Genomic DNA, 17,462 nt, shown 5'->3' with positions numbered 1-17,462 from the left:
CCCCTCTCCCGCATCATCCGTGGATGCCCATCAATGAACCGTCGTCACCGGCTGTGTCGCCGCGCTGCGCACCTGGGCGGAGACGGGCAGGCCGTTGATGGTCAGCTCGCCGCCTTCCGCCCCCACCTTGACCGTCTGGCCGTCGGCGACGCGGCCCTCCAGGATCATGGTGGCCAGCGGGTTCTGAAGCTCCCGCTGGATCACCCGCTTCAGCGGACGCGCGCCATAGACCGGGTCGTAGCCGGCCTCGGCCAGCCATTGCGTCGCCGCCTCGTCCACCTCCAGCGTGATGTCGCGGTCGGCCAGCATGCGGATCAGCCGGCCGAGCTGGATCGTCACGATCCCGCCCATATGGCTGCGGTCCAGGCGGTGGAACAGCAGGATCTCGTCCAGCCGGTTCAGGAACTCCGGCCGGAAGTGGGCGCGCACCACCTCCATCACCTCGTCGCGCACGGCGCCGCTGTCCTGGCCTTCCGGCTGGGCCGCCAGCACCTCGGAGCCGAGGTTCGAGGTCATGATGATGACCACGTTGCGGAAATCCACCGTCCGCCCCTGCCCGTCGGTCAGGCGCCCGTCGTCGAGCACCTGGAGCAGCACGTTGAAGACGTCCGGATGGGCCTTCTCCACCTCGTCGAACAGGACCACCTGATAGGGCCGGCGCCGCACCGCCTCGGTCAGCGCCCCGCCCTCCTCATAGCCGACATAGCCCGGAGGCGCGCCGATCATGCGGGCGACCGAGTGCTTCTCCATGTATTCCGACATGTCGAGCCGGACCATCGCCGTCTCGTCGTCGAACAGGAATTCGGCCAGCGCCTTGGTCAGCTCGGTCTTGCCGACGCCGGTCGGGCCAAGGAACAGGAAGGAGCCGATCGGCCGGTTGGGGTCCTGCAGGCCGGCGCGGGCGCGGCGCACCGCGTTGGAGACCGCCACGATGGCCTCGTCCTGGCCGATCACGCGCGTCTTCAGGCGGGTCTCCATCGCCAGCAGCTTCTCCCGCTCGCCGGCCAGCATCTTGTCCACCGGCACGCCGGTCCAGCGGCTGACCACGGCGGCGATGTCGCTGTCGCGCACCTCCTCGTTCAGCATGCGGTTGGCGGCGTGGGCCTCCGCCTCCTTCAGACGCTTCTCCAGGTCGGGGATGACGCCGTAGGCCAGCTCGCCGGCCCGGCCCCAATTGCCGTCGCGCTGGGCCTGCTCCAGCTCGGTGCGGGCCTTCTCCAGGTCTTCCTTGATCTTCTGGGCGCCCTGGAGCTGGTCCTTCTCGGCCTGCCACTTGGCGGTCAGCTCGGCGGATTCCTGCTCCAGGTCGGCCAGCTCGCCTTCCAGATTGGCGAGCCGGGCGCGCGAGGCGTCGTCGGACTCGCGCTTCAGCGCCTCCCGCTCGATCTTGAGCTGGATGATGCGGCGGTCCAACTCGTCGATGTTCTCCGGCTTGCTGTCCACGGCCATGCGCAGGCGGCTCGCCGCCTCGTCGATCAGGTCGATGGCCTTGTCGGGCAGGAAGCGGTCGGTGATGTAGCGGTTCGACAGGGTCGCCGCCGACACGATGGCCGCGTCGGTGATGCGCACGCCGTGGTGCACCTCGTAGCGCTCCTTCAGGCCGCGCAGGATGGAGATGGTGTCCTCCACCGTCGGCTCGGGCACGAAGACGGGCTGGAAGCGCCGGGCCAGCGCCGCGTCCTTCTCGATGTGCTTGCGGTACTCGTCCAGGGTGGTCGCGCCGACGCAGTGCAGCTCGCCGCGCGCCAGCGCCGGCTTCAGCATGTTGGAGGCGTCCATGGCGCCGTCCGCCTTGCCGGCGCCAACCAGCGTGTGCAGCTCGTCGATGAAGACGATGATCTCGCCCGCCGCCGCCTGGATCTCCTGGAGCACGGCCTTCAGCCGCTCCTCGAACTCGCCGCGGTACTTGGCGCCGGCCACCATGCCGGCGAGGTCGAGCGACAGCAGCTTCTTGTTCTTCAGCCCTTCCGGCACGTCGCCCTTGACGATGCGCTGGGCGAGGCCCTCGACGATGGCGGTCTTGCCGACGCCCGGCTCGCCGATCAGGACGGGGTTGTTCTTGGTGCGGCGGGCCAGCACCTGGATGGTGCGGCGGATTTCCTCGTCGCGCCCGATGACGGGGTCGAGCTTGCCCTCGCGCGCCGACTCGGTCAGGTCGCGGGCGTACTTCTTCAGCGCGTCGTAGCCCTGCTCGGCGCTGGCGGTGTCGGCGGTGCGGCCCTTGCGCACCTCGTTGATCGCGGTGTTCAGCGCCTGCGGGGTGACGCCCGCGCGCTTCAGCACCGCGGCGGACGGCGTGCCGTCGGCCATGGCGAGCGCCAGCAGGATGCGCTCCGCCGTGACGTAGCTGTCGCCGGCCTTCTTGGCGACCGCCTCGGCCTGCTCGAACACGCGGGAGAGTTCCGGCGTCAGATACACCTGACCGGCCCCGGCGCCTTCCACCTTGGGCTGCTTGTCCAGCTCGGCGTCCACACCCGACAGCGCCAGGGCGGGGTCGCCGCCGGCCGCCCGGATCAGGTTGGCGGCCAAGCCTTCCTTGTCGTCCAGAAGGGTCTTCAGCAGATGTTCCGGCGTCAGCCGCTGGTGGCCGCGCCGCAGGGCCAGGGTCTGCGCCGCCTGCACGAAGCCACGGCTGCGCTCGGTGTATTTCTCGAAATCCATGATGTGCTCCCTTCATCGCCGACCGTCCGCGAGGCAGCCCGGTCAGTCCGATCCACGTTACCAGTGCGATCCGCAAGGATGCATGCGTCGCCGTAGATGTGGGAGAGGCCCATCCGTATGCAAGACCCCCCGGTACGCGTGGTTATTGCTTTTGTCGGACCCGCGCCGAAAGGGTGGCTTTCCGCGGCCCGCCGGAAGGGGCTAGGGTTTTCATTCAAAGCCACGGAATGCTTTTTTCATGACGGCGACGCCCACCAGCACCCCGCGCAACCCCTCGCCCACGGCCCTGCGGCCCGCCCTGACCACCCCCCTGATGCGGCTGGCCTGGCACGGCCGCAACATGTGGCATTGGGTGGCGCGGCCGCTGACCATGGGGGTGCGGGGGATCATCCTGGACGACTCGGACCCTGGGGGCGGTGCGGGCTCGGTCCTGCTGATCCGCCACAGCTACGTCGGCGGCTGGCATTTTCCGGGCGGCGGAGTCGGAAAAGGGGAGTCCCTGGTGGAGGCCATGCGCCGCGAGGTGCGCGAGGAGGTCGGGTTGACCGTGGAGAGCGGCCCGCAGCCCTTCGGCGTCTACGCCCGCTTCCGGCACGGGGCGAGCGACCATGTGGCGGTCTTCGTCGCGCGCGGATGGTCGGGAACGCTCCAGGCCGACGGGGTGGAGATCCTGGAGGCGCGCTTCTTCCCGCTGGACCGGCTGCCGGAGGACACCTCACCCGCGACACGGCGGCGAATCGCCGAGTTCCAGGGTCGGGAGCCTTTGGCCGAGCGCTGGTGACGGTTTTCGATTGCGACGGTTGACAGAAGCGAACCGGTCCCACCATTGTGCGATGCAATGCCCGCGACCGTCGCCGCCATACGCCGCTACCCCGTGAAGGGGCTGAGCGGCCAGGATCTTCCCGCCGTTGACCTCGTCACCGGCCAACCCATTCCCTTTGACCGGCGCTTCGGCCTGCTGCACGGCCCGGCCGCCCTGACCCCGGATGTCGAGGGCTGGCGACCGAACGAGGATTTCTTCACGCTCGACCGGAACGAGAAGCTGGCGCTGCTCGATTCCGAGTTCGACGAGGCCACCCAGTCGCTGATCATCCGGCGCGGCGGCAAGCAGGTGTCGCGCGGGCGTCTGGACCAACCGATGGGCCGGATGCTGGTGGAGCAGTTCTTCGCCGCCTATCTGGCCGGTGCGGCCCCCGGCCTGCCCAAGCTGGCCGAGGCCAGGAACCCGGCGCAGGGTGGCGGTTTTTCCTTCACCGACCGGGAGGAGGCCGCGGTCTCCATCCTCAATCTCGCCAGCGTGCGCGATCTGGAGGAGCGGGTGGCCAAGCAGCCGGTCGACCCGCGGCGCTTCCGCGCCAACCTGATGATCGACGGGCTGGAGCCCTGGGTGGAACGCCAATGGATCGGCGCGCTGCTGATCGTCGGCGAGGTCACGCTGCGCATCTGCGACCACAAGGATTGCCGGCCGTCCAGCGAGGTCAACCCGGCGACCGGTGCGCGCGACCTCAACACGCTCCCCATTCTGGAGCGCGGTTACGACCACACGCAGTGCGGCGTCTATGCCCGGGTGGTGCATGGGGGCCGGATCGCGGTGGGCGACCCGGTGGCGCTGGCCGACGACCTGCCGTCCTGAAAAACGCGCAATCCTGAACACCGTCAGCCCTGAAACCCGTCGGGCCTGAAGCCGGAACTCCCCGGCCTCAGGACCAACGGTCATCAAACGAATGGTCAGGCGCTCATCGGGGTGCGTTCGTCGGCGGCCGCCTCGGACTCGTCGCCCATCTCGCCGCCGTCCTCGTCCTCCGCCGAACCGCCCAGGCTGGGCTGCGGGCCAAGGCCCGCGGCGCCGACGTTGCCGCGCTGGCGGTTCTCGGATTCCTGGATCTGGTTGATGATGCGGAAATAGTGTTCCGCATGCTGAAGGTAGTTTTCCGCCTGGACGCGGTCGCCGGACGAGGAGGCGTCGCGGGCCAGCGCCAGATACTTTTCATGGACCTGCCACGCGTTGCCGCGGATGCGCACGTCCGGACCATTGCTGTCGAAGGTCTGGTGACGCAGCGGAACGTTCTGCCGGCGGTTGCCACCGCCACCTCCGCCGCCGCCACCTCCGCCACCACCGCCGCCGTTGCCACGACCGCGCGAGCGCCTGGAGTTCGGTCCTTGTCTCATTTGGCTCTTATGGCCCCATGTAAGAGAAGTGCAATCCCGCAAACGCCCTGGCTGACCATCCGGTCGCCGGGCCCGCCGCGGAACCAACCGCGGATGGGTCGCAGGGATCAAATCGACGCGCCCAACCGATCAACCGGTCTGCCTTCTCGGACGTCCGCCCAACCGCGCGGGGTTTCCGGAGGCCATGGGTACGCCCTGGGATGATCGTCCCCGGGCCATCGTCGTCCTTGCACCCTACTGGGGACCGCGCGTCAATCCAACCTTTTTTTTGGGGGGATGGGGCGAAATCACGTCCGCCCCCGCCCCAGGACGCAGCGTTCCACGCCGCCCAGATCGCGGAAGACGCCCGCCGGCTCCAGCCCGGCGCCGGCCAGCAGCCCCGCCACGTCCGCCGCCTGCCCCTGCCCGACCTCCAGCCCGGCCAGACCGCCCGGCTGAAGCAAATCCGGCGTCTGCGCGGCGATGATCCGGTAGGCGTCCAGCCCATCGGCGCCGCCGTCCAGCGCGCGCAGCGGGTCGTGCTCCCGCACCTCCGGATCGAGCGCGGCGATGTCGGCGCTGGGGATGTAGGGCGGGTTGGAAACGACGACGTCGAACCGCTCGGCCAGCCCGGCGCCCCAGTTGCCGGTCTGGAAGCGCGCCCGCTCGGCCAGCCCGTTGCGCGCCGCGTTCTCGGTGGCGGCGGCCACCGCGCCGGGGCTGAGGTCGACACCGAGGCCGCTGGCGTTGGGCAGTTCCGCCAGCAGGGCGAGCAGGATGCAGCCGGTCCCGGTGCCGAGGTCGAGCAGCCGCAGCGGGGCGCTCCGGTCCGGCAGGGCCTTCAGCACCGCCTCGACCAGCGTCTCGGTGTCGGCCCGCGGCTCCAGCGTGTCGGGGTTGAGGGAGAGGTCGATCGTCCAGAACTCGCGATGGCCGAGGATGCGCCCCACCGGTTCCCGCGCCGCCCTCCGCTCGACCAGGGCGAAGAGGCGCGCGGCGTCCGGTTCGGGGACGGGGTCGTTGGCCCGGGTGAACAGGTCGTGGCGGGTGAGGCCCAGCGCGTGCTCGACGAGCAGGCGCGCGTCGAGGTCGGGAGTGTCCACGCCGGCCTCGCGCAGGCGGGCCTCGGCGGTGCGGCGGAGTTGGTGAAGCGTGATGGTCATGAATTGCCCCCACCCTCCCCATGCTCTGCATGGGTCCCCTCCCTCCCCCGCTGCGCAGGGGAGGGACAAGGATGCGACGTCCTGTTCCCTCCCCTGCGCAGCGGGGGAGGGTTAGGGTGGGGGCCCGTGTTGCCACACGAGCGCCTATGCGGAACTCCAAGCTGAAATACCGCGCTCGTGACCTGCGCACTCAGCCCACCGACGCCGAACGAGCGCTTTGGCGCCAATTGCGCAGTGAGCAGCTCAGCGGATGGAAGTTTCGCCGTCAGCACCCCATTCCCCCCTACATCGCTGATTTCGCCTGCATCCAGGCAAAGCTGGTTGTCGAAGTCGACGGCAGCCAGCACGCCGACTCCGCCTACGACTCCACGCGGGACGAGCATCTGCGGCATCACGGCTGGCGAATCCTGCGCTTCTGGAACAACGACGTGCTGAACAACCCGGAGGGCGTGGCGGCGATGATCCTCGCCGCCATCGGCGGGCAGAAACGCCCGGAGGAAGATTGACCAAACCGCCCTATTGCAATTCCGACAGCCGCGCCGCCTCGTCCTCGGCCGTCAGCGCGTCGATCAGTTCGTCCAGCGCCTCGCCGGCCATCACCTTCTCGATCTTGTAGAGCGTCAGGTTGATGCGGTGGTCGGTCACCCGCCCTTGCGGGAAGTTGTAGGTGCGGATGCGCTCCGACCGGTCGCCGGAGCCCACCTGGCTCTTGCGGTCGGCGGCGCGGGCCTTGTCCTTCTCGGCGCGCTCCCGCTCGTAGAGGCGGGCGCGCAGCACCTTCAGGGCCTTGGCCTTGTTCTTGTGCTGGCTCTTCTCGTCCTGCTGGCTGACCACGAGGCCGGTCGGCAGGTGGGTGATGCGCACCGCGCTGTCCGTCGTGTTCACCGACTGGCCGCCGGGGCCGCTGGAGCGGAACACGTCGATGCGCAGGTCCTTCTCATCGATGTGGATGTCCACCTCCTCCGCCTCGGGCAGCACCGCGACGGTCGCGGCGGAGGTGTGGATGCGCCCCTGCGTCTCGGTCGCCGGAACGCGCTGCACGCGGTGGACGCCCGATTCGAACTTCAGCCGGGCGAAGACGTTGCGGCCGGTAATGTTGGCGATGGCCTCCTTGTAGCCGCCGATGCCGGTCTCGCTGACCTCCATCGTCTCGAACCGCCAGCCCTGGAGCCCGGCGTAGCGGCGGTACATCTCGAACAGCTCCGCGGCGAACAGCGCCGCCTCGTCGCCGCCGGTGCCGGCGCGCACCTCCAGGATGGCGTTCTTCTCGTCCGCCTCGTCCTTGGGCAGCAGGGAAATCTGCACCCGGCGCTCCAGGGCGGGGATGCGGCGGGTGAGATCGCCGAACTCCTCCTCGGCCAGCGCCTTCATGTCGGCGTCGCCCGCCGGGTCGGCGATCATGCCGGCGAGGTCGGCGGCCTCCGCCTTCGCCTTCTTCAACTCGGCGATGGCCTCGGCCACCGGGGTCAGGTCGGCGTATTCCTTCGACAGCCGGGCGAAGTCCGCCGGGTCCACCGTCCCCGCCGCCATCGCGTCCCGCAGCTCGTCATGGCGGGCCACGACCCTATTGAACTTCTCGTCCAGGCTCACGTCGCTCGTCCTTATCCAAATCGCTCCCGGCGCCCATACCGGCTCCGGCAGGCTCGTCCAGCCGGAACAGCCGGAACAGCAGCCGTTCCGCCGCCGCCCGCTCCGCCAGCCCGGCGCCGTCCGGGTCCGCCGCCATGGCGCGCAGCGCCTCCGACGGGCCGTGCAGCAGCCGGTTGACCAGCAGCCGCGTCGCCGACGCCGCGTCCAGCCCCCGCTGCTCGTCCAGCAGGCGCCGCCGCTCCGTCTCGAAATGCGTCCGCAGCGCCGCCACGGCGGGCACCGCGGCGCGCTCGGCCCGGTGGCGGGCGAAGGCCGCCAAGGCGTCGTCCACGATGGTCCAGGCCGCCTGGGTCGCCGCCTCCCGCCCCACCCGCCCCTGCAGCGCCACGCGCTCCAGATCGGCGAGGTCGTAGACGAAGGCCTCGTCCAGCCCGGCAACGTCCGGATCGACGTCGGCGGGGATCGCCGCGTCCACCACGAACACCGGGCGCCGGCGGCGGCGCTTCAACGCCGCCCCCAACTGCTGTGCGGAGAGGATATAGCGCCCCAGGCCCGCCGCGGTCACCACGATATCCGCGCTGGTCAGCGCCGAATCGAGATCGGCCCAGGGCGCGAAGTGGCTGTCCATGCGCCGCGCCGCCGCTTCGGCCCGGCGGTCCACCGGGGCGGCGACGATCAGCCGGCCCAGTCCCGCCTCGCGCAGCCCCTCCAGCACCAGGGCGCCCATGTCGCCCAGCCCCATCAGCAGGCCGGTGCAGCGCCTCAGGTCGCCGTGCAGGTCGCGCGCCACCTGGACCGCCGCGGCGACCAGCGAGGTGGCGCCCTCGGCGATCGGCGTCTCGCGGCGCACCCGCTTGGCGGCGCCGTAGGCGGCCTGGAGAAGCCCCTCCAGCTCCGGCCCGGACAGGCCGGCGGCGGCGGCGTGGCGGTGGGCGGCCTTGACCTGCCCCAGGATGTGCGGTTCGCCGACGATCTGGCTGTCGAGCGAGCAGGCGACGGCGAAGACGTGGCGCACCGCCGCCGGCCCGGTCAGGGTGTAGAGCTGCCCGGCGAGGTCGGGCTCGCTCAGCCCCACCCGTTCCGCCATGATCCCGGCGATGGTGAGAGCGGCCTCGTTCGGGCGCTCGTGCACCGCCTGGACCTCGACCCGGTCGCAGGTGCTGAGCCACATCGCCTGGGTGATGCCGGCGGCGCTCAGCCGCTCCAGCATCGCCGGCACCTCCGCCTCCTCCGTCGTCAGACGGTCGCGGATCGCGCCGGAGCAGGACCGATGGCTGGCGCCGATGACGAAGTAGGAAGCGGTCACTCTGACTCTGGCCCAGGCCGCGGCACGGCCGACAAGGATGACGGGATTGCCGCGGATTTAAGCACGGATGGCGCGGAGCGTCCTTAACTCAATTGCCGCCCGCGCCGGTTCCGTCATTCGGCGGCGTTTTCCGCTGCCTTTTCGGCGGCCTTGGCCGCCTCGATCTCGGCGGCCTTCTTCTCGACCAGCCCGACGAGGTGATCGACGATGTTCTGGTCCTTCAGCCGGTGGTCGGTGACGCCGGACAGATAGACCTGATGGGTGTTGTTGCCGCCGCCGGTCAGCCCGATGTCGGTCTCGCGCGCCTCGCCGGGGCCGTTGACCACGCAGCCGATGACCGACAGGGTCAGCGGCGTGGTGATGTGGGCCAGCCGCGCCTCCAGCGTCTCCACCGTCTTGATGACGTTGAAGTTCTGCCGCGCGCAGCTCGGGCAGGAGATGACCGTGACACCGCGCCGCCGCAGGCCCAGCGACTTCAGCATCTCGTAGCCGACCTGGACCTCCTCCGCCGGCTCGGCCGACAGGGACACGCGGATGGTGTCGCCGATGCCCGACCACAGCAGCATGCCGAGCCCGATGGACGACTTCACCGTCCCGGCGCGCAGGCCGCCGGCCTCGGTGATGCCGATGTGCAGCGGATAGTCGCAGGCCTCGGCCAGCCCCTGGTAGGCGGCGACGGCCAGGAACACGTCGGACGCCTTCACCGAAATCTTGAACTCGGTGAAGTCGTGGTCCTCCAGGATCTTGGCGTGATTCAGGGCGCTCTCGACCAGCGCCTCCGGGCAGGGCTCGCCGTACTTCTCCAGCAGGTCCTGCTCCAGAGAGCCGGCGTTGACGCCGATGCGCATGGAGCAGCCGTAATCCTTGGCCGCCTTCACCACCTCGCGCACCCGCTCCGCCGAGCCGATGTTGCCGGGGTTGATGCGCAGGCAGGCCGCCCCGCTCTGCGCCGCCTCGATGGCGCGCTTGTAGTGGAAATGGATGTCCGCGACGATCGGCACCGAGACCTGCGGCACGATCTGCTTCAGGGCCAGCGCCGATTCCTGGTCGGGGCAGGAGACGCGCACGATGTCGGCGCCCACCCGTTCCGCCGCCTGGATCTGCGCCACCGTCGCCGCCACGTCGGCGGTCGGCGTGTTGGTCATCGTCTGCACCGAGATCGGCGCATCGCCGCCGACGAGCACATTGCCCACCCGGATCTGGCGGGACTTGCGGCGAAGGATCTGGCGGTAGGCGCGCACGCTGCTCATGGGCTGTGGCCTCGGGGCATGAATCGGGTCCGGCGCGGTCTTATAGCGCAGCCGGCGTTACGCCTGAAGTGCGGTCCGCCGCGCCGGATTCAAGGGAAAAAGCCGTCACCGGCTTGTCTTTGGCGGCCCGTCCTCAATGGACGGGGGCGGCGCCGCGCAGGGTCGGGGCGTGCTGGTCCAGCGACACGTCGCGCAGCACCTGCCCGACCGCGCCCATCGGCGCGCCGTCCACCCCGTCGGTGACGACGATGAGCCCGCCGGCGTTGCCGGTGCGGACGCGGATGCCGGAGCGGTCGGGCACGCGGTAGACGTCGCCCGGCTTCAGCACGCGGGTGAAGATGATCTCGCCGCTGTTGTCGCGCACTTGGATCCAGCTGTCCTGTGTGGCGCGGAGCTGGATGCGCGAGGCCGCGTTCTGCGTGCCATAGACCTTCGACGGCAGCGCCCCGTCCACGGCGGGCGGCGGCGCCGTCGGAGCCGTGGGCGGCAGGCTGGCGATGGCCGGGGCGGCGGGCGTGAGCGGGGTCGGTTCCTGCGTGGCCCCCTCGGACTCGTCGTCCTCGGCCGGGGGCGGCGGGACGTTCACCATGGCCGATGGAGCGGGAGCCGGAACCGCCGCGGGAGCGTTCGGCTTGGCGGGAACGGCCGGCGCCGGCTGGGCAACCACCGCCGCGGGAGCCGGAGTGGGCTTCGCCGGAGCCGCGGTCGCAGGGGCCTGGACGGTGGGGGCTTGGCCGGTGGAGGCCGGAGCGGCGGGAGCCGGTGTCACCGGAGCGGGAGCCGCCGTGGACCCACCACCGGCCGCGGGCGGGGCGGCCACCGGAGAAGCCGCTGGGGAAGCCGCCGGAGCGGGCGGAGCCTCCGCCATCACGGTCGGGACGGACGCCGGGGCGGTGGGCGAGCCGACGGGGACCGGCGCCCCGACGTTCTGGCCGCCACCGTTCTGGCCACCCCCATTCTGGCTGGCGTTGAAGGGCAGCGTGTCGAGCAGCGAGACCAGCCGGTCGGGCAGGGTTGGAACCAGATCGACCATCGACCGGTCGGTCGCCGACAGATAGTACCAGCCGCCATAGACGATGCCGGCCAGCACCATCGTGCCGAGCAGGACCGTGCCGCCGGGGATGCGGCCTTCCGGCACCGGGGTCGGGAAATAAAGCTGCTGGCTGCGCGTGCGGCCCGCCGCCTCGTCCTTGTAGCGGGTGAGGATGGTGTCCGGGTCGAGCCCCAGGCATTCCGCGTAGGAGCGCAGGAAACCGGCGGCGTAGGTGGTGCCCGGCAGATCCTCGAACCGGCCCGCCTCGATGGCCTGCAGGTAGGGGTAGCGGATGCGCAGCATCGTCGCGACCTCGCGCAGGTCGTAGCCGAGGCTCTCGCGCGTCTCGCGCAGGGTGTCGGACACGCTAGGGCCGGTCTGCGCCGGGCCGTCCTGCGTGGGGTCGTAGGAGCCGAAAACCTTGCGCTTGCCCATCATCTCAACCGTACCGTCGCCTCGGATGACTTATGGTCGCAGCCCCGGCATGGGTACGCCAGCCGCGGGATCGGCGCAACCGGGAACGACCGTGATCCTGCCATCTTGTATACGCCCTTCGTCCAAACCGCTGTAACAAAACGCCGCCGCGGCGAGCGCCAGAGTGGGATATGGCTCCAGGGTGGACGAAGCGGCCTTGGGCGTGGCCTCAGATGATGACGCCGTGGTCCTTGGCGAAGCTGCGCAGCTTGTCGCGCAGGCTGTGGTCGCCGCGCAGATAGAGCCCGTTCATGTACTGGCGCAGCACCGCCACGTCGAGTGAGCGCAGCATCGTCTTCACCGGCCCGACCGAGGGCGGCGACATCGACAGGGTGCGGAAGCCGATGCCGATCAGCGCCATGGCGTCCAGCGGCCGGCCGGCCATCTCACCGCAGATGCTGACCGGAACACCGGCGTCGCCGCAGGCCTCGACCAGCCGCCGCAGCAGGCTCATCATGGCCGGCGACAGCGGGTCGTAGCGGCCGGAGGTGCGCGGGTTGCCGCGGTCACTGGCGAAGATGTACTGGGTCAGGTCGTTGGAGCCGACCGACAGGAAGTCCACCCGCGGCAGCAGGGCGGGCAACTGCCAGAGCAGCGCCGGCACCTCGATCATCGTGCCGACGCGCACGCGGCTGGGCGGCTCGCCGCCCTGACCCTTCAGCCGGTTGATCTCCAGATCGAGCAGGCGGCGGGCGGCGTCGAACTCCGCCACCTCGGCGATCATCGGGAACATCACCGACAGCGGACGCCCGGCGGACGCCCGCAGCAGGGCGCGCAGCTGCTGACGCAGCAGCGACGGATGGTCCAGCCCGATGCGGATGGCCCGCCAGCCGAGCGCCGGATTCTCCTCCCCCTCGCTGGCCGCGATGTAGGGCAGCATCTTGTCGCCGCCGACGTCGAGCGTGCGGAAGACCACCGGCTTGTCGTCGGTCTGGTCGAGGATGCGCGAATAGAGGTCGGTCTGCGCGTGGACGTCCGGGTAGGTCGAGCGCACCATGAAGGGGATCTCGGTGCGGTAGAGGCCGATGCCCTCCGCCCCGCTGGCCTTCAGGTGCGGCAGGTCGATCAGCAGGCCGCAGTTGAGCTGGATGGAGATCGGCACGCCGTCCCGCGTCACCGAGGGTTGCGCGCGGATCGCCTCGTACATCTGCTCCTTGCGGGCGCGCAGGGCGACGGCCTCCGCGAAGGCCATCTGGATGTCCTCGGCCGGGCGGACGAAGGCCTGCCCGTGGTCGCCGTCGACGATCACCGGGTCCAGCGGCTCGATCCGGTTCAGCGCGTCGGGCGCCTGCACCACCGGGATGTTCAACGCGCGGGCCACGATGCAGACGTGGCTGGACGGCGAGCCCTCCTCCAGGATCACCCCGCGCAGGCGGCGCTGGTCGTAGTCGAGAAGCTCCGCCGGTCCCATGGAGCGCGCGACCAGGACGATGTCCTCCGGCAGCGTGCCGCCGTCGGCCTCCGACTTGCGCCCGGCAAGGTGCTGGAGCAGCCGGTTGGTCAGGTCCTCCAGATCGAGCAGCCGTTCGCGGATGTAGGGGTCGGTCAGGTGGCTCATGCGGGCGCGGGTGTCGTTCTGCACCTGCTGCACCGCCCCTTCCGCCGTCAGACCCATGCGGATCGCCTCGCGGATGCGCGACAGCCACCCGCGGTCCTCCGCAAACATGCGGTAGGTTTCCAGGATGTCCTTGGGCTCGCTCAAGCCCGCCAGCGCCGCCGCGTTCAGCAGGTCGTCGATGGCGCTGTGCATGGTGGCGATGGCCGCGTTCAGCCGCGCCAGTTCGCTCTCCGCGTCCTCGGACACCATCTGCCGGATGGTCAGCTGCGGGCGGTGGATCACCGCCAGCCCCATCGCCAGGCCGCTGGCCAGCGAGGTGCCCGACAGGCGGGCCGGCAGCAGCGCCGGATCGCCGGTGGAGGCGACCTCCTGCGGGTTGACCAGCTCGCCCTGGGCGACCAGCTCGGCCACCACCATGGCGATGGTCTGGAGCGTCTCGACCTCGACCTCGGTGTAGCGGCGGCGGTCCTTGTGCTGGATGACCAGGACGCCGCGGACCTTGCCGCCGCGCAGGATCGGCACGCCGGCCAGCGACAGGAAGGGGTCCTCCCCGGTTTCCGGGCGGTAGGCGAAGCTGGGGTGCGACGGCGCGTTGTCCAGCGCGATGGGCCGCGCGTGGCCGGCGATGTCGCCGACGATGCCCTCGCCCACGCGCAGGCGGGTGTTGTGCACGGCGTCCTGGTTCAGACCGAGCGTGGAAAACAGCTCCAGCACCTCGCCCGCCCGCATGACGTAGCAGGAGCAGACGTCCGCCCCCATCTCCATGCCGATCAGGGTGACGATCTTGTCCAGCCGCTCCTGGCCGGAGCCGGAGCCCGCCATGACGTCGCGCAGCCGCGCCAGCAGGCGGCGCGAGGCGGCGCCGTCGAAGCCCGGCGAACCGGCGGGGATGTCGCCCACGACGCCGTTCATCTCATGCCGCCCCCAGGATGGCCGATTGACCGGCGGCCGATTGACCGATGACCGGCGGCTCCTCGGCGTCGATGCGCGCGCAGCGGGCGGCCAGCGCCGCTTCGGCCTGGACGATCAGGTCGCCGATGATCTCGGCCACCGGCTGCTCGCGCGTGACCAGCCCGACGCTCTGCCCGGCCATCAGCGAACCGCTTTCCACGTCGCCGTCGATCACCGCCCGGCGCAGCGCGCCGGCCCAGAAATGCTCGATCTCCAGGATGCCCGCGTCGCGCGTCGTCTCGCCGCGGTCGACGCGCGCGATGACCTCGCGCTGAAGCTCCATGAACCGCTTGGACCCGGCGTTGGCCAGCGCCCGCACCGGGATCACCGGGAAGCGCGGGTCGATCTGCACCGACGCCTGGGCGTCGCGCGCCGAGGCCTTGATGAAGACCTGCTTGAAGCGCTGGTGCGCGATGGATTCGGTGGCGCAGACGAAACGGGTGCCGATCTGCACGCCCGCCGCCCCCTGCTCCAGATAGGACAGGATGGCCTCGCCGCGCCCGATGCCGCCGGCCACGAAGACCGGGACCTCGCGCAGGTCGGGCAGGATCTCCTGCGCCAGGACGGTGGTGGAGACGGGGCCGATGTGGCCGCCGGCCTCCGTGCCCTCGATCACCAGGGCGTCGATGCCGATCTTGACCATCCGCCGGCCGCTGACCAGCGTCGGGGCAAAGGCCATGGCGCGGGCGCCGCCGTCCTTGATCCGCTTGATGGTGGCGCCGCTGGGGAAGCCCCCGGCGATCACCACATGGCTCACCGCCAGCTCCCGGCAGACGTCGATCAGACGGTCGAGGTCCGGGTGCATGTTGATGAGGTTGACGCCGAAGGGCTTCGCGGTCAGCGCCCGCGTGGCGGCGATCTCCGCCGCCAGCAGGTCCGGCGGCATCGAGCCGCAGGCCAGCACGCCGAACCCCCCGGCGTTGGAGATGGCGGAGACGAGGTGGCGCTCCGACACCCAGCTCATCGCACCGCCCATGATGGCGGTGCGCGTGCCGAGGAAGGCGCAGCCACGCTCCCACAGCCGGTCGAGTCGGGCGCCTGCGACCGCGTCGGACCTGGCGTCGGTCATCGCCGCCCCTCCCCCTTCACCCGGCTCAGGCCGCGTCCAGCCCGTAGGCGGTGTGCAGCGCGCGCAGCGCCAGCTCCGCATACTCCTCGGCGATCAGGACGGAGATCTTGATCTCGGAGGTGGAGATGACCTGGATGTTGATGCCCTTGTCGGCCAGCGCCTTGAACATGCGCTGGGCGACGCCGGCGTGGCTGCGCATGCCGACGCCGATCACCGACACCTTCACCACGTTGGCGTCGGAGACGATGCGCTTGTAGTTCAGCTCGGCCTGGGCGTCCTCCAGCACCTTGACGGCGCGGGCGATGTCAGCCTTGCCGACCGTGAAGGTCATGTCGGTGGACTTGCCGTCTTCCGACACGTTCTGGACGATCATGTCGACATTGACGGCGGCGTCGGTCAGCGGACCGAAGATGCTGGCCGCCACGCCCGGACGGTCGGCGACGCCGATGAGGGTGATCTTCGCCTCGTCGCGGCTGTAGGCGATGCCGCTCACAACTTCCTTTTCCACGATCTCGTCCTCGTCAACAACAAGGGTACCGGGAAGCGCGCTGCCGGCGGCCTCCTCGAAGCTCGACAGAACCTGCACGCGCACGCGGTGGTTCATTGCCATCTCGACCGAGCGGGTCTGCAGGACCTTCGCCCCCTGCGACGCCAGCTCCAGCATCTCCTCGTAGGTGATCTTGGAGAGCTTGCGCGCCTTGGTGACGATGCGCGGGTCGGTGGTGTAGACGCCGTCCACATCGGTGTAGATGTCGCAGCGGTCGGCCTTCAGCGCCGCCGCGAGGGCAACCGCCGAGGTGTCGGAGCCGCCGCGGCCCAGCGTGGTGATGCGGCCGGTTTCGGTCACGCCCTGGAAGCCGGCGACCACGGCGACCTCGCCGGTGTTCATCCGCTTGTCCAGCTCCGCCGTGTCGATGGACACGATGCGCGCCTTGCCGTGCGTCTCGTCGCTGTAGATCGGAATCTGCCAGCCGAGCCAGGACCGCGCCTGGATGCCGAGCGACTGCAGCGCGATGGCGAGGAGACCGGAGGTCACCTGCTCGCCCGAAGCGACGATGGCGTCGTACTCGCGCGCGTCGTGCAGCTTGTCGATGTCGTTGCAGTATTTCACGAGCTGGTTGGTCACGCCGGACATCGCCGACACGACGACGGCGACCTGATGCCCCGCCTTGACTTCCTGCTCGACCTTTCGGGCCACGTTCTTGATGCGGTCGATGTCGCCGACCGACGTGCCGCCGAACTTGAGGACGATCCGCGCCATACCTCACACCATGTCTGGGCCGGCAAAAAAGCCGGCAGTCCGCGCCCCCGCTCTACCGTTGCCGGCGCGGGGCGGCGTATCCATACTCTGTCGCTCACAGCGAGGCAAGTTCGCCCCGCAATTGTTCTCGCAATCCAAGCATACGGGATTTCTTTCATGACCGCGACCGCCGGAACCGCAGGCACCGCAGGCACTGTCGACCCCCAGGACATCGCCCGCTTTTCGGCCATCGCCGCGGAATGGTGGGACCCCACCGGCAAGTTCCGGCCCCTGCACCGGCTGAACCCGCTGCGGCTGGCCTACATCCGCGACACGCTGTGCCGCCGCTTCGGCCGCGACCCGCTGGCGGCCGAGCCGCTGAAGGGCCTGCGCATCGTCGACATCGGCTGCGGCGGCGGCCTGCTCTCGGAGCCCGTCGCCCGCATGGGCGCCACCGTGGTCGGCGTTGACGCGGCCGAGCGCAACGTCCGCACCGCCGCCGCCCACGCCGCGGAAACCGGCACCCCCGTCGATTACCGCGCCACCACCGCCGAGGCCCTGGCCGCCAGCGGCGAGCGCTTCGACGCCGTGCTGGCGATGGAGGTGATCGAGCATGTCGCCGACGTGCCGCTGTTCGTGAAGTCCTGCGCGGCGCTGACCGCGCCGGGCGGCGCGCTGTTCCTGGCGACGCTGAACCGCACGCCGAAGTCCTTCGCGCTGGCCATCGTCGGGGCGGAGTACATCTTGCGCTGGCTGCCCCGCGGCACCCACAACTGGCGCCAGTTCCTGCGCCCAGGCGAGTTGGCCGCCGCCGTGCGCGCCGAGGGGATGGCGATCCGCGACCTGACCGGCATCACCTACAACCCGCTGTCCGACGAGTTCCGGCTGAACCCACGCGATCTCGACGTGAACTACATGGGCTGGGCGGAGCGGGCCTGAACGTACAGGGGATCGGCGATGCGTACGGACGTACATGCGTACGTCCTGCCGCCCCGGCCTGGAATGACGGCGGCACAGGG

14 protein-coding genes are annotated in these 17,462 nt (G+C 70.4%); 4 read left to right on the top strand and 10 right to left on the bottom strand.

Annotated features, from left to right (window positions below):
- Positions 1 to 30: 30 nt before the first annotated feature.
- Positions 31 to 2,661, bottom strand: coding sequence for an ATP-dependent chaperone ClpB (gene clpB / locus Sp245p_RS20260; RefSeq protein ID WP_014198069.1), 2,631 nt, complete (start codon positions 2,659 to 2,661; stop codon positions 31 to 33).
- Between the two features lie 238 nt (positions 2,662 to 2,899).
- Between clpB and Sp245p_RS20255 the strand changes: the two genes are divergently transcribed.
- Complete coding sequence (locus tag Sp245p_RS20255) at positions 2,900 to 3,442, top strand: NUDIX domain-containing protein (protein WP_014198067.1); 543 nt, start codon at positions 2,900 to 2,902, stop codon at positions 3,440 to 3,442.
- A gap of 57 nt (positions 3,443 to 3,499) precedes the next feature.
- Positions 3,500 to 4,294, top strand: a complete 795-nt coding sequence (locus tag Sp245p_RS20250) for an MOSC domain-containing protein (protein WP_014198066.1) — start codon at positions 3,500 to 3,502, stop codon at positions 4,292 to 4,294.
- Between the two features lie 95 nt (positions 4,295 to 4,389).
- On the opposite strand, the gene Sp245p_RS20245 is transcribed toward Sp245p_RS20250, so the two are convergent.
- Together Sp245p_RS20245 and prmC are read right to left on the bottom strand one after the other, a co-directional pair.
- Positions 4,390 to 4,830, bottom strand: a complete 441-nt coding sequence (locus tag Sp245p_RS20245; protein WP_014198065.1) for a DUF4167 domain-containing protein — start codon at positions 4,828 to 4,830, stop codon at positions 4,390 to 4,392.
- Between the two features lie 287 nt (positions 4,831 to 5,117).
- Positions 5,118 to 5,972, bottom strand: coding sequence for a peptide chain release factor N(5)-glutamine methyltransferase (prmC, locus tag Sp245p_RS20240; RefSeq protein ID WP_014198064.1), 855 nt, complete (start codon positions 5,970 to 5,972; stop codon positions 5,118 to 5,120).
- Positions 5,973 to 6,118: 146 nt separating this feature from the next.
- Here prmC and Sp245p_RS20235 point away from each other — a divergent pair, with 146 nt between their 5' ends.
- Positions 6,119 to 6,478, top strand: coding sequence for an endonuclease domain-containing protein (locus tag Sp245p_RS20235; protein ID WP_014198063.1), 360 nt, complete (start codon positions 6,119 to 6,121; stop codon positions 6,476 to 6,478).
- 10 nt (positions 6,479 to 6,488) lie between these two features.
- On the opposite strand, the gene prfA is transcribed toward Sp245p_RS20235, so the two are convergent.
- From prfA to Sp245p_RS20200, 7 genes are all read right to left on the bottom strand, one after another.
- Entirely contained in the window at positions 6,489 to 7,562 is a 1,074-nt protein-coding gene (gene prfA / locus Sp245p_RS20230) for a peptide chain release factor 1 (protein WP_014198062.1), read from the bottom strand.
- Positions 7,537 to 8,868 (bottom strand): glutamyl-tRNA reductase, encoded by a 1,332-nt coding sequence (hemA, locus tag Sp245p_RS20225; protein ID WP_014198061.1) that lies wholly within the window; start codon positions 8,866 to 8,868, stop codon positions 7,537 to 7,539. The genes prfA and hemA overlap by 26 nt, the downstream gene beginning before the upstream one ends.
- Positions 8,869 to 8,981: 113 nt before the next feature.
- A complete protein-coding gene (gene ispG / locus Sp245p_RS20220; RefSeq protein ID WP_014198060.1) occupies positions 8,982 to 10,118 on the bottom strand; it encodes a flavodoxin-dependent (E)-4-hydroxy-3-methylbut-2-enyl-diphosphate synthase in 1,137 nt (378 codons plus the stop codon).
- A gap of 133 nt (positions 10,119 to 10,251) precedes the next feature.
- Entirely contained in the window at positions 10,252 to 11,589 is a 1,338-nt protein-coding gene (locus Sp245p_RS20215; protein WP_246119799.1) for a helix-turn-helix domain-containing protein, read from the bottom strand.
- A 205-nt stretch (positions 11,590 to 11,794) separates the two neighbouring features.
- Positions 11,795 to 14,095, bottom strand: coding sequence for a phosphoenolpyruvate--protein phosphotransferase (gene ptsP / locus Sp245p_RS20210; protein ID WP_014198059.1), 2,301 nt, complete (start codon positions 14,093 to 14,095; stop codon positions 11,795 to 11,797).
- A 1-nt stretch (position 14,096) separates the two neighbouring features.
- Complete coding sequence (locus tag Sp245p_RS20205) at positions 14,097 to 15,203, bottom strand: NAD(P)H-dependent flavin oxidoreductase (RefSeq protein WP_014198058.1); 1,107 nt, start codon at positions 15,201 to 15,203, stop codon at positions 14,097 to 14,099.
- A 25-nt stretch (positions 15,204 to 15,228) separates the two neighbouring features.
- The gene (locus Sp245p_RS20200) at positions 15,229 to 16,464 is read right to left on the bottom strand and encodes an aspartate kinase (RefSeq protein ID WP_014198057.1); all 1,236 of its coding nucleotides are present in this window, start codon (positions 16,462 to 16,464) and stop codon (positions 15,229 to 15,231) included.
- Between the two features lie 156 nt (positions 16,465 to 16,620).
- Here Sp245p_RS20200 and ubiG point away from each other — a divergent pair, with 156 nt between their 5' ends.
- Positions 16,621 to 17,382 carry a bifunctional 2-polyprenyl-6-hydroxyphenol methylase/3-demethylubiquinol 3-O-methyltransferase UbiG gene (gene ubiG / locus Sp245p_RS20195; protein WP_014198056.1) on the top strand — a complete coding sequence of 254 codons (762 nt, stop codon included), beginning with the start codon at positions 16,621 to 16,623 and terminating at the stop codon, positions 17,380 to 17,382.
- Positions 17,383 to 17,462 lie beyond the last annotated feature (80 nt).

It is taken from the genome of Azospirillum baldaniorum (assembly GCF_003119195.2).
GTDB classification, from domain to species: domain Bacteria; phylum Pseudomonadota; class Alphaproteobacteria; order Azospirillales; family Azospirillaceae; genus Azospirillum; species Azospirillum baldaniorum.
This window is presented reverse-complemented; position numbering and strand designations above follow the sequence as displayed.